Below are 12,653 nucleotides of genomic sequence, written 5' to 3' on the forward strand. Positions count from 1 at the left end.
CACCATGTATCCAGCACTCAAAAAAACTTCGACCGGCATCATTTCAATGATGGTGCTCTCGCTGATTGCGCAGCCCTTTCAGGCCTTCGCGGCGACGACCGACCTGACGGACGTTCCGCTGGCGGTTCAGAGCGGGGTCAAGCCGAACGTCCTTTTCACACTCGATAACTCGGGCAGTATGGAGTGGGGTTCGATTACGGGGGGCGACGCAACCGCCGAATATACGAACGGCAGGAAAGACGTGCGAGCCTATTACTCGCCATCTTTCAATCAGCTCTACTACAACCCGGGAATTACCTATTTGCCAGGGGTGAAATACGACGGCGCCGCCACAACGTCTACGTCATCGATGGGTAACAGCCCGAAAGCAAGCGCACGAATCGATCCGTATCCGACCCAATCGGGCGTTACTGGCACCGTGGATCTGACCGCATCGTGCTGGAACGATTCGAATGCTCCCTCTCTACCGCGATACGACGCTGCGAGCTTCGCAACCAATAACAGCTGCTCGTCCACGACTACCACCTCCAAAACAACCCAATATGCCCGCTACGCGTTTTATTACGCGTGGAAAGGCTCCGGGACGGAAAACGGGAGTTCAGGCCAAGACATTGATGGCAATTACGACCGGAAAGAAATTATCAGTACTTCGGCCCCGTTCCCCAAGGCGGCCACAAGAACCGACTGCGGCGATTCAACCGTCACATCCTGCAGCTACGACCAAGAAATTCAGAATTTCGCGAACTGGTTCAGTTATTACCGTACCCGCATTTTGACCGCGAAGTCCTCATTGGGGCTCGCCTTTTCTGCTCTCGACGCAAAGTCTCGTGTAGGTTTTGCCACGATCAACGACAACAACTCAAACAACAACACCTCTGCGGTGAATTTTGTTGCTTTGTCTGATTTCGATGGCACCCAAAAGAATACTTGGTACTCAAAGCTCCATTCCATCAATCCGAACGGCGGCACGCCATTGGTCGCCGCACTCGACCGCGCCGGTCGATATTTCAAGAGTGGAACCATGCCCGGCGCGACCACTACAAGCCGAAGCACAACAGTCCCCCTCGCCTGCACGCCCAACTACTCGATCCTCTCGACGGATGGCTATTGGAATGGCACCGGAATCACGTCAGCGGATGACCAGGACACCACCGTCCCGACTCTGCCCGCCAACGTCTACGTGAATCCTGACAACGGTGCGACCATCAATGATCCGGTCGCGGGCGCGCCACTGGTCAAAGACCAGCGTTTCCCTGCTCCTTTCTATGACGGAAATACGGCCTCCGACACTCTTGCCGACGTGGCGATGAAGTACTGGATCACCGACCTCACGGGTTCTTCGGCAGGCAAAGTAACCTCCAATGCCTCCGATCCGGCCACATGGCAGCACATGACGACCTTCACCATTGGTCTCGGCGCGAGCGGCACCCTTACATCGGCGCCAACGGGAACGGGGAAATGGCCCACTCCGGTGGCTGACACCGCGACCGCCATTGATGACCTCTGGCACGCAGCGCTCAACGGCCACGGGAAATATTTCAATACCAAAGACCCAGCCAAGCTGCAGACGGCACTCTCGTCCATCCTCAACGACATCGTCAACCGTACGGGCTCGGCCGCCTCCGTGGCCGTCAGCAATCCGAATGTCAGATCGGGCGACAACTCGGCCTTTGCCTCCAGCTTCAACTCTGGTGCGTGGTACGGCGACCTTCAGGCCTTTGCGATCGATCTGAATACTGGCGTTTTGAGCGACACGGCGCTTTGGTCAGCTCAGTCACTGCTGGACAGCAAGACATTCAGCTCGCGCTATATCGCAAGTTTCGACGGCAGTGCCGGAGTGCCCTTCACTGCGACCGGCCTGGCTGCCAAGCTGTCGCGGCTGAACTCTCCGAGCACCCCGCCTGGCCCGACCGACAATGCGGCGGTGATCTCCTACTTGCGGGGAGATCGAAGCAAGGAGGGTGATGGCAGCGATAGCGCCAAGCCTTACCGGACGCGCACCCATGTGCTGGGCGACATCGTGGATGCCGAGCCGACTTACGTGTCCGCGCCGCGCTCGAGCTACACCGATACCGGATATGCCACGTTCAAGGCAGGCACTGCGGCCACTCGCACCAAGGTGGTCTATCAGGGCGCCAATGACGGCATGCTGCACGCTTTCGACGCAAGTACTGGCGCCGAACTGTGGGCCTATGTGCCCGGCAACTTGCTGGACGCCAATCTTTCAACTACCTACACCTCGACAAGTTCGCTGGTCGGTCTGACGCAGCAGTCGCTGTTTCAGCACCGCTTCTATGTGAATGGAACGCCTACGGCGACCGACGTGGATCTCAGCAATACGCAGGCGAACCAACCTACACCGCCCGCCGCAAGCTGGGCCACCGTCCTGGTCGGAGGCTTCGCCAAGGGTGGAAGGGGCTACTACGCGCTGAATGTGACCGACCCGACTGCCACCTCCGATGGCACGGTGGCGAGCAAGGTGATGTGGGAGTTTCCGAACGCGAGTACACCTGCGGCAGTCAAGAACAACATCGGCTACACCTATGGCTCGCCGCTCAACGTCAAGACCAAGGCAGCGGGCTGGGTCACCCTGGTGACTTCGGGCTACAACAACGGCTCCACGACGGGGGGCGATGGCGCTGGCCACCTCTACGTGCTGAACACCGCTACGGGTGCCTTGATCAAGGACATCAGCACCGGTGCCGGAACAAGCGCAGACCCCAGCGGGCTGGCAAAGATCAGCGCCTTCCTGGCGAACCCGGGGGTCGACGACACCGCCGACTACGTCTATGGTGGCGACACGCTTGGCAATGTCTGGCGCTTCGACCTGTCTGATGCGTCGACCACCAATTGGAACGTGAAGCTGCTGGCAACGCTGGTAGACGCCAGCGGCGCGGCACAACCCGTCACCGGAACGCCGGAGCTCGGGGTCGTGAACGACAAACGCATGGTCTTCGTGGGTACCGGGTCCTACCTCGGAACGACTGATATCCCGGGCACATCTGGCGCCAAGGCGAGCGCCACCCGGGCGCAATCGATGTACGGCCTGCTGGACGACAAGTCGACCACCCCGACGATCGCACCGCTACGCACTCAGCTCGTACGGCAGACCGCCGTGGCGTCCGGCACCAACATCAATGTGACCAGCAATCCGGTGGATCTCGCGACCAAGAAGGGCTGGGTACTGGATTTTGCGACCACACCCGCAGGCGAGCGCTCCTACACGAGTCCGGTTTTGTTCCAGGGTGTTCTTGCGTTCACGACGAACATACCTTCGAGCGATCAATGTGCGCCGGGAGGGAGTTCCAATCTCTATTTCATCAACTACAGCAGCGGCAAACCCATACCGAACCTGACAAGCCGCTACGTCGGCAATGTGTTGGCGAGCCGTGTGCAGCCCGAAGGGCTGCCCAACGGGACGGTGAAGATCCTCGTGCGCACGTCTGACGCGAAGACCAAGGTCTACGACGTGGCGATACCGTCTTCAACGAATCCGACTCGGATCATGTGGCGGGAAGTGATCACGAATTAATGCGAATGCACTCAACGCCACGAGGCAGCCCAAGTCAGGAGAACACGGTGTTTGGAAGCCATGGCCTAAAGGGCCGAGCGAGGTGAGTCTCTGAGTGTTGAAAGCCGTTGTGGCGCCATGAGCACGTCCCCAAAAAAGCCAGGTCAGAAGACGACGAGTCGACGAGCGCGTTGACGTCTCCCCCTTATCCGGTAATTTCTAAACTGGAGTCGGGCGGTTTTCGGCTGCTTGATCTGACCTCTTTTGGACGAACTCATTCGGGGTCAGGTGGCCGAGTGAGCTGTGCGGGCGGTGATGGTTGTAGTCATGCTGCCAAGCCTTCAACTTCTCCCGCGCATCCGTGCATCGCAATGAACTCGTTGACGTTCAGGACCTCGTCTCGCAAACGACTGTTGAACGACTCGATCAGCCCGTTGTCAGTGGGCTTTCCGGGCCTCGTGTAGTCGAGCTTCACTCCGCGTCGCCAGGCCCATTCATCGAGCGCCTTGGAGGTGAACTCCGTGCCGTTGTCCACCGTGATCGCCCTGGAACACCCACGCTCGATTGCAGCCTAGTCGAGCGCCTTCCCGACATTGACCTGTCAGCCGGAAGTTGGCCTCTAGAGACACACCCTCGCGACTATCGATCACCGTGAGCACACGGAATGCTCGGCCATCGAGCATCTGGTCGTGTACGAAGTCCATGCTCCAGTGCTGGTTCGGACCTGTGGCCGGCACTGGTCGACCCCACTGCAGGTGCGCTTGCGGCGCTTGACCTTCATGCAAAGCTGCAGGCCTTCCAGCCGATAGACCCGCTTCTTGGCAATCGACCAACCTTCGCACTTGAGCATGCCAGCACGCGCAGATAGCCAGATCTCGGCCGGTCCATCGCGATCTCCCGGATGCGTGAATGCCGCCCAGACCGCCGAACTCTTCTTCCACGTGTAGTACGTCGCTTCAGACACGCCAATCTGGCGGCTCACATCGATCACCGGCGTGCCCGACTCGGCCAGCCGCAGCGCGTAGGCGATCTTCTCCTCGCTGAATCTCGACCTCTTCATCGCTTCTCCTTCCTGCCCTCACGGGCCGGCCGAAAAAGCCGCCTTACCTCCAGTTTTGAAAGGTCCGGAATTTGGGAAAGACGTCACCAGGCACCTCAAAAATCCGAAGGTGGGATCGTCCAGACGCGAAAAAGCCGCCCGAAGGCGGCTGTTTCGTGTATCGCGTGGCGATTACGGACGGCAAGAAGCAGGCAGGAACTTGACAGGCATCGGCGTGCCAGTTGCTCCCGGACGGCATTGCCAGGTGATCGAGCCACCGGTGGGGACCGTCGAGCTACCACCAGACCCAGGGGTCGTCGTGGTCGGAGCGGTGCCGGCAAGACCGGCCAAGGCGACACCGCCCGATTGCGGGGTCAAGTCCACTGTGCCGCCACCAGCAGCAGCCGTATGCGTAATGGTGATGCGCAGCCTGACACTTTTGTCACCCGCCGAGCAATCGTGGTCACACCTCGAGCACTTCCGCCGCCTGCAGCCACCGAATATCCTGCCCCCGTGTTTCCAGCCCGTCCGTCAGGCCATCGATCTGGCTCATGATCTCGACCGTTTCAGCCGGCTTGGTGTGTGTGATGTAGATGGGATAGTTTTTCCCGTCGGCAATCTGCGCCAATTCACCGGCCAGCGTCGCCGGCGAGAGATGCAAACTCCGCTGCGCCAGCGCCTGCTCCCGGTTGCTGAACGCCGTCTCGATCACCAGCATCGCCACGTCGAGCTGATTCACACGCTCCCAGAACGGCGCATTCCGCTCGGTATCGCCGCTGAACACCCAGTTCGGCCCGCCCTGGGCGCAACGCACGGCATACCCGCAGGCCGGCACCGTATGCACGGCCGGCAGCACCTCGATGTGCTTGAGCTTGCGGCTGCCGATCTGCAGTTGCTGCCCGATCACCAGGTCATGAAAGCACACAAAGGGCGCTTCCCGGGTCGGGATGCTCGCGAAGTCGGGCCAGATGACGTTGTTGAACACGTGGGCCCGCAGCGCCTCGATGGTCGCGCGCAGCGCGTGCACGCGCAGCGGCCGCGTGCGGCGGCTGGCGACGGCGTCGATCATCAGGGGGAGCGCGGCGACGTGGTCGAGATGCGAATGGGTGAGCACGACGTCGTCGATGTCGGCCATCTCGTCCAGGGTGAGGTCGCCGACACCGGTGCCGGCGTCGACCAGCAGGTCGCTATCGACCAGGAAGGAGGTCGTGCGGCAGTCCTTGGCGATGGCGCCTGAGCACCCCAACACACGCACCTGCATTTTCGCGAGACCCTTCATCTGCCAGCCCGAGGGCTGGCTGTTACTTTGTTTCGAACCGGGTTGCGCCATCCCAGTTCGGATCTTTGGGCTGCAACGACATCGAGGCTAAACGCTGCGCGTATAGCAGGTAAAGGACTTTTTTGGCATCCACAGTAATGAGGGGCGAAAGCATAGCTTGACCTTGCTCCCAATCCTGTGCCCGGTAGGCCGAAAGGACTCCATTCCAGCGTTCGAGGTCGGCATACTGGCTCCGGACGGCGTCGACACGGCGGCAGACAGGGGTGAAGATCCGCGCCGTGCCCACCTTACCCTGCACCCGCACGCAATCGAGTTCCTGCCACACGAAGGTATGGACGAGTCGCTGCGTGGCCTCGCTCGCCACGATTTCGACGCCGTAGCGTCCCCCCAGGCCTTCGATGCGCGACGCGAGGTTGACCGCGTCGCCGACGACGGTGTAGCTGCGCCGGACGGCCGAGCCCATGTCGCCCACGCTCATCACCCCGGAATTGATGCCGATGCCGATGCTGATCTCGGGCCGGCCGTTCTGGCGATGCGCTGCATTCAGCTCCCGCACGGCGGCCGCCATCTCGACGGCAGCCCGCACGGCCAGATCGGCGTGATTGGACATGTCGACGGGCGCTCCCCAGAACGCCATGACGCAGTCGCCCATGTACTTGTCGACGGTTCCACGGTGCGCGCTGATGACCTCCGTCAGCCGGCTGAAAACCGCGTTCAGGAAGTCCTGCAGGTCGAGGGGCGCCATCTGCTCGGCCATCTTGGTGAAGCCGCGCATGTCGCAAAACATGACCGTGAGATCCTTGCTCTCGGCGCGCATGCTGTAGCGCTCGGGATCGGCCCGCATCTCGTTCACCAGTTCCGGCGGCACGTAGGTGCCGAACAGGTTGGCCAGGTTCCGGCTGGCGCGGGTTTCGACGAGGAAGCCCCAGCTCATGTTCAGGACGAATGCCAGTGCGACCACCGCGAGTGCGGATGCCAGCGGCAGCACGAGACCCGCCTGGATGAATAGCCATGTATTGATGCCAATGAGTGCAACGGTCGCGGCCACGGCAATGAGCACGGCGCGCGGCGCGGCGCTCAGCGACAGGCCAAAAGCCAGGATCAGGCCGGCTGCGAGCACCGTGACCAGCTCGTAGCCCAGCGCGTAATCGGGTACCACGGGCATTCGCCCGTCGAGCAAGCCGGAGACGATGTTGGCGTGCACTTCGACGCCGGGATAAGCTGAGCCTACCGGTGCGGATCGCAGATCCTCCAATCCGGGCGCCGTGGAGCCGACCAGCACCACCTTGTCCTTCAACTCGCCGGGGGGCAAGGCGCCACGGATGACGTCAACCGCGGAGATGTGCCGGAACGATCCTCCGCGCGGGCCGCCTGCGCCGCGAAACGGCACGAGCGCGCTGGCGCTCGAATCCACCGGAATTCGCAGTGACTTCGTGCCGGCCTTCAGCAGCAGGGCTACGAGCGATGGCGGACCGGCGTTCGCACCCGCCGGTGCAAATACGGGTGTGACGGTGTCCGCTCCAACGGCCAGGCGGTAGACGGCAAGCCCCAGCGACTCGTAATAGCCAGGTTGCGCCTGGGTGCCGGTGTAACGCGCAATCAGGGGCACCGATCGAACGATGCCGTCCCTCTCCGCTTCGAGCAGCACGTTGAGGAATCCGGCCGCGGGCGCGGCCTCCCCCAACTGCGGGATGCTGCCGACAAAGCCGTTCCAGTGCGTCGCGTAGGCGCGCCCTTCAGGGAACGCTCCGGGGAGCAGGAGCGGCGCTGGCAACACGCCGTTCGCGCGTGGCTCGACGCTCTGGGTGAAATAGAAGCCCAGCGCAACGCGTCGTCCGGCCAGCGCATCGGCGAAGGCTGCGTCATGGTCCAGCTCAGCGGTGAGGCGCTTGATTTCCTCGGCGAAGCCGATCTGGTGCTGCAGCGGTCCGTCTGCCAGCCGCCTCAGGACGTCGAGCCCTGAACTTTCATCGCGCTCGACAAACAGGATGTCGAAGCCCAGCACAGTGGCTTGCTGACGGTCCATGACCTCCGTCGTGAGGCGGGCGAGGTGGTCGCGCCGCCAGGGCCATTGGCCGAGCTGCTGGAGACTCGCATCGTCGATGTCGAGGATGACGACGCGCGAATCCATGGTGCGCGGCATGGTCGCCCGCAGACGCGCGTCGTAGATGAAATTGTCGAGTTCCTCCAGGAGCGGAAGGCGCCAGACGCCCACCACGTGCGCGACGACGAGTGCGATGGGCAGAAGCGTGACGGCAATCCGCGCCCAGCGCTGGCGCAGCGCGTTCATCGCGCCTCGCATGCGCTCATCCAGGGCGGAGGTAAAGGATCAGCTGACGACGAACTGCATCCGAGTGCCGCCGAGCTCGAGCACGTCGCCGTCTTGCAGGGCGACCGCCTCGCTGCCGAGAGGTTCGCCATTGAGCGAAGTGCCGCCGTCGATCGGCGCCACCACGTAGCCGTGCAAACGTCGGGTGACCGCAGCAACGGCCACGCCGGGCTTGCCGATGGTGGTGACGACCTTCTGCAGGGAAAGCTCGCGTCCAGCGCCGGAGCCGGACAGCACGCGGATGACCGCGACACCCGCAGTGCCGCCGCCAAGCGGTGCCTGTACCGTGGGCGCAGACGAAAGGGGAATCGGACCCGAGGGCGCTGGAGCAACGACGGTGCGTGTCGCCGTCCCGCTGTCGGCAGCGCCAGACGCCGCCACGTAGCGGACCTTGTATTTGCCGACCTCGATGACGTCGTTTTGTTCGAGCGCCTGCTTCTTGATGGCACGTCCGTTGACGTAGGTGCCATTGGTGCTGTTGAGATCTTCCAGGTAGACATCGCCGCCGATCATGTGCAGCACGGCATGCTCGCCGCTGATCGCCAGATTGTCGACCACGATGTCGTTGTACGGCCGCCGCCCGAGCGTCGTGCGGTCCTTGGCGAGCGTCACCTCCTTGATGACGACACCGTCGATCGAAACGATCAATTTCGGCATGGCCGACTCCTGAATCTCATTTTTTTATTCACAGCGGGCCCTTGCGGTGGGTGGATTCCTTGAGCTTGCTATCCGGGGACCTCGGGCGTCTCGCTCCCACCTGCCCGAGCCAGGACAACCGAAATGTTATCCCGGCCGCCATTCTCGTTGGCAGTTGCAACCAAAAGTGTTGCTTTCTCCGGCAAATCGATATCTTGTAACAAAAGTGTGAAAAGCTGCGCGTCCGACACCATCTCGCTCAATCCGTCGGAACAGAGCAGGAAAAGGTCGCCAGGCTTCACGCTGTGCTCGTGCATTTCCAGTTCGACGTGGCGCTCGATGCCCAGCGCACGCGTGACCAGGTTGCGATGCGGCGACTGGACGGCCTGCTCGGGCGTGATCGCACCTGCGTCGAGTTGCTCCTGCAGGAGTGAGTGGTCGCGTGTGAGGAGTTCGAATCTTTCGCCGCGAAGCCGATAGCAGCGGGAATCGCCGATATGCCCGATGATCGCGCGCTGCGGACCGAAGGCGGCCAGCACCAGCGTGGTTCCCATGCCCTGGAGTTGCACGTTGGCGATGCCGGCTTCGAGGATTGCCGCGTTGGCTTCGTCGGTGCCCGCCTGCAGGGCGCGGCGCACTGCCTTCGGGTTGGCGTGGGGCCCTGCGTGCGCGAGCCAACGACCGAAACTGGCTTGCAGCAACGCGATGGCCATGCCGCTCGCGACTTCGCCGCCGTTGTAGCCGCCCATGCCATCGGCCAGCAGGACCAGCCCCAGCGAGGCGTCGAAAGCGATCGTGTCCTCGTTGTTGGCGCGCACCCTGCCCGGATCGGTGAGCGCGGCGAAATCCCAGGTCTGCACACCGGATTCAGTGGAAACGGGTGCGCCGGGATTTGCCATGACTCAATCAGTTGATATGCAGACGATCAGTGCTGGGTGCGCGCACGCTTCTGCAACCAGCGGCCCACGGCCACGACGAAGACCGCGCCGGCCATTGCGGCCGCGTAGTGCAGCCAGGGCTTCGCCACCAGCACGTCGCGCAGGATCGTATCGCTCACGATCGTCTCGCCACCCACCCAGCCGATGAGGGCGGCGCCGAGCATGACGATGATAGGGAAACGTTCCATGAGCTTGATCATGAGCGTACTGCCAAAAATCACCAACGGAATACTGATCGCAAGGCCGAGGATCAGCAGCACCATGCTGCCCTGAGCTGCCGCAGCGACCGCGATCACGTTGTCAAGGCTCATGACAAGGTCGGCCAGGAGGATGGTCCGCACCGCGGCCAGCATGCTGCCGTATTCCTTGTCTTCACCCTCGCCGTCTTCTTCTTCGCTGAGCAACTGGGTGCCGATCCACAGCAGCAGCGCGCCGCCGATGATCTGCAGGTAAGGCAGCGCCAGCAGCTTGGCCGCGACCACCGTGAGGATGATACGCAGCACCACCGCTGCGCCCGAGCCGAACAGCACCGCCGTGCGTTGCTGTTGCGGCGGCAGCGAGCGGGCCGCCATGGCGATGACCACGGCGTTGTCGCCGGAAAGAATGATGTTGATCCAGACGATCTTGAGCAGGCCGATCCAGAAGTCCGCTGTTTGCAGATATTCCATGTCTCTATTCCACTGTTATAGATTGAAAAAGCGCCCGCAATCGGAATTGCGGGCGCCTTCTTCTTGTGTGGTCAGCGAGATAACGAGCTAATCAGAGAAGTGCCTTGAGGCGCTTGGCGAGCTCCGAGAAGTTGCGCGTCACCGTAAAGCCGCATTCTTCCATGATGGCGAGCTTGGCATCCGCGGTATCCGCGCCGCCGGAGATCAGCGCGCCGGCATGGCCCATGCGCTTGCCGGGAGGTGCCGTCACGCCGGCGATGAAGCCGACGATCGGCTTCTTCATGTTGTCCTTGCACCAGCGGGCTGCGTCGGCTTCGTCGGGGCCGCCGATTTCGCCGATCATGATGACCGCGTCGGTGTCAGGATCTTCGTTGAAGGCCTTCATCACGTCGATGTGCTTCAGGCCGTTGATCGGGTCGCCGCCGATGCCGACCGCCGACGACTGGCCGAGGCCGATCTCGGTGAGCTGCGCCACGGCTTCGTAGGTCAGCGTGCCGGAGCGGCTGACCACGCCGATGCGGCCCTTGCGGTGGATGTGGCCGGGCATGATGCCGATCTTGATCTCGTCGGGCGTGATCAGGCCGGGGCAGTTCGGGCCGAGCAGCAGCGTCTTCTTTCCGCCGGCGGCTTCCTTGGCCTTCATCTTGTTGCGCACTTCGAGCATGTCGCGAACCGGGATGCCTTCGGTGATGCAGATCGCCATGTCCAGGTCGGCCTCGACGGCCTCCCAGATCGCAGCGGCAGCGCCTGCCGGCGGCACGTAGATCACCGACACGGTCGCGCCGGTCTGCGTCGCGGCTTCCTTGACGGAGCCGAAGATCGGGATGTTGAAGATCGACTCGCCGGCCTTCTTCGGGTTCACGCCCGCGACGAAGCAGTTCTTGCCGTTCGCGTATTCCTGGCACTTCTCGGTGTGGAACTGGCCGGTCTTGCCGGTGATGCCTTGCGTGATGACTTTGGTGTCTTTGTTGATATAGATCGACATGACGTTTCCTTAGGCTTTCTTGACTGCTGCCACGACCTTCTGGGCCGCTTCCGCCATGGTGTCGGCGCTGATGATCGGCAGGCCCGAATCGGCCAGCAGCTTCTTGCCTTCGACTTCGTTGGTGCCCTTCATGCGCACGACCAGCGGCACTTGCAGGTTCACGGCCTTGCAGGCTGCGATCACGCCGGTGGCGATGGTGTCGCACTTCATGATGCCGCCGAAGATGTTGACGAGGATGGCCTCGACATTCTTGTTCTTCAGCATGATCTTGAAGGCTTCGGTGACCTTTTCGGGGGTGGCACCGCCGCCCACGTCGAGGAAGTTGGCAGGCTCGCCGCCGAAGAGCTTGATGGTGTCCATGGTGGCCATCGCGAGGCCGGCGCCGTTCACCAGGCAGCCGATGTTGCCGTCGAGGCTGATGTAGGCGAGGTCGAACTTGCTGGCTTCGACTTCGGCCGCGTCTTCCTCGTCGAGGTCGCGCAGCGCCACGATTTCGGGGTGGCGGAACAGCGCGTTGCTGTCGAAGTTGAACTTGGCGTCCAGCGCCATCACCTTGCCCTTGCTGTCACGGTTGAGCGGGTTGATCTCGACCAGCGAGGCGTCCGTCTCCATGTAGCAGGCGTAGAGCTTTTTCAGGATGTCCACGGTCTGGGCGGTGGAATCGGCCGGCATGCCGATGCCGTCGGCGATCTGCTTGGCCTGCGCATCGGTCAGTCCGTCCTTCGGGTCGGCGTAGACGGTGATGATCTTCTCGGGCGTGGAGTGGGCCACTTCCTCGATGTCCATGCCGCCTTCGCTCGAAGCGATGAAGGCCACCTTCTGGGTGGCGCGATCGGTCACGGCCGAGACGTAGTATTCCTTCTGGATGTCGGCGCCGTCCTCGATGTAGAGGCGACGGACCTTCTGGCCTTCAGGGCCGGTCTGGTGCGTCTTGAGCTGCATGCCGAGGATGTCGCCAGCGAGTTTCTTGACGTCTTCGATCGACTTGGCGACCTTGACGCCACCGCCCTTGCCGCGGCCACCCGCGTGAATCTGGGCTTTGACAACCCAGACCGGGCCGCCGAGCTTTTGAGCGGCTTCGACCGCCTCCTGCACTGTGTACGCCGGAATGCCGCGCGGCACAGGCACGCCGAACTTGGCAAGAATTTCCTTGCCTTGGTACTCGTGAATCTTCATGAGGATGTCTCTCGGATCGAGGTTTAGAGAACGGGAGAATTTGGCTGTTGCCCACGGGCCACGGCGCCCAGAGGGCGGGGGCGGCGGACAGC

8 protein-coding genes and 1 pseudogene are annotated in these 12,653 nt (G+C 62.3%); 1 reads left to right on the forward strand and 8 read right to left on the reverse strand.

Going from position 1 to position 12,653, the window contains the following annotated elements; translation table 11 throughout:
- Nucleotides 1–4: 4 nt before the first annotated feature.
- Nucleotides 5–3,532 (forward strand): pilus assembly protein, encoded by a 3,528-nt coding sequence (locus tag QTI24_RS10725; protein ID WP_286600303.1) that lies wholly within the window; start codon nucleotides 5–7, stop codon nucleotides 3,530–3,532.
- Between the two features lie 198 nt (nucleotides 3,533–3,730).
- Here QTI24_RS10725 and QTI24_RS10730 read toward each other — a convergent pair.
- The 8 genes and pseudogenes from QTI24_RS10730 to sucC form a co-directional block, all read right to left on the reverse strand.
- Nucleotides 3,731–4,571 (reverse strand): annotated as a pseudogene (locus QTI24_RS10730) (IS3 family transposase).
- Between the two features lie 442 nt (nucleotides 4,572–5,013).
- Nucleotides 5,014–5,811, reverse strand: coding sequence for an MBL fold metallo-hydrolase (locus tag QTI24_RS10735; protein WP_286600795.1), 798 nt, complete (start codon nucleotides 5,809–5,811; stop codon nucleotides 5,014–5,016).
- 40 nt (nucleotides 5,812–5,851) lie between these two features.
- Nucleotides 5,852–8,119, reverse strand: a complete 2,268-nt coding sequence (locus tag QTI24_RS10740) for a CHASE2 domain-containing protein (RefSeq protein WP_286600305.1) — start codon at nucleotides 8,117–8,119, stop codon at nucleotides 5,852–5,854.
- Between the two features lie 39 nt (nucleotides 8,120–8,158).
- Nucleotides 8,159–8,815: an FHA domain-containing protein gene (locus QTI24_RS10745; protein ID WP_286600306.1), complete on the reverse strand. Its 657-nt coding sequence runs from the start codon at nucleotides 8,813–8,815 to the stop codon at nucleotides 8,159–8,161.
- Between the two features lie 68 nt (nucleotides 8,816–8,883).
- The gene (locus QTI24_RS10750) at nucleotides 8,884–9,693 is read right to left on the reverse strand and encodes a Stp1/IreP family PP2C-type Ser/Thr phosphatase (protein WP_286600308.1); all 810 of its coding nucleotides are present in this window, start codon (nucleotides 9,691–9,693) and stop codon (nucleotides 8,884–8,886) included.
- A gap of 26 nt (nucleotides 9,694–9,719) precedes the next feature.
- Nucleotides 9,720–10,400, reverse strand: coding sequence for a TerC family protein (locus tag QTI24_RS10755; RefSeq protein ID WP_286600310.1), 681 nt, complete (start codon nucleotides 10,398–10,400; stop codon nucleotides 9,720–9,722).
- Between the two features lie 91 nt (nucleotides 10,401–10,491).
- Nucleotides 10,492–11,385, reverse strand: coding sequence for a succinate--CoA ligase subunit alpha (gene sucD, locus QTI24_RS10760; RefSeq protein WP_286600312.1), 894 nt, complete (start codon nucleotides 11,383–11,385; stop codon nucleotides 10,492–10,494).
- A gap of 9 nt (nucleotides 11,386–11,394) precedes the next feature.
- Nucleotides 11,395–12,561 (reverse strand): ADP-forming succinate--CoA ligase subunit beta, encoded by a 1,167-nt coding sequence (sucC, locus tag QTI24_RS10765; protein ID WP_286600313.1) that lies wholly within the window; start codon nucleotides 12,559–12,561, stop codon nucleotides 11,395–11,397.
- Nucleotides 12,562–12,653: the final 92 nt, after the last annotated feature.

This window comes from Variovorax sp. J22P240 (genome assembly GCF_030316855.1).
Lineage (GTDB): Bacteria > Pseudomonadota > Gammaproteobacteria > Burkholderiales > Burkholderiaceae_C > Variovorax.

Coding starts and splice junctions, on each gene's coding strand:
- QTI24_RS10725 (WP_286600303.1), top strand. CDS start 5: ATGTATCCAGCACTCAAAAAAACTTCGACCGGCATCATTTCAATGATG.
- QTI24_RS10735 (WP_286600795.1), bottom strand. CDS start 5,811: ATGCAGGTGCGTGTGTTGGGGTGCTCAGGCGCCATCGCCAAGGACTGC.
- QTI24_RS10740 (WP_286600305.1), bottom strand. CDS start 8,119: ATGAACGCGCTGCGCCAGCGCTGGGCGCGGATTGCCGTCACGCTTCTG.
- QTI24_RS10745 (WP_286600306.1), bottom strand. CDS start 8,815: ATGCCGAAATTGATCGTTTCGATCGACGGTGTCGTCATCAAGGAGGTG.
- QTI24_RS10750 (WP_286600308.1), bottom strand. CDS start 9,693: ATGGCAAATCCCGGCGCACCCGTTTCCACTGAATCCGGTGTGCAGACC.
- QTI24_RS10755 (WP_286600310.1), bottom strand. CDS start 10,400: ATGGAATATCTGCAAACAGCGGACTTCTGGATCGGCCTGCTCAAGATC.
- sucD (WP_286600312.1), bottom strand. CDS start 11,385: ATGTCGATCTATATCAACAAAGACACCAAAGTCATCACGCAAGGCATC.
- sucC (WP_286600313.1), bottom strand. CDS start 12,561: ATGAAGATTCACGAGTACCAAGGCAAGGAAATTCTTGCCAAGTTCGGC.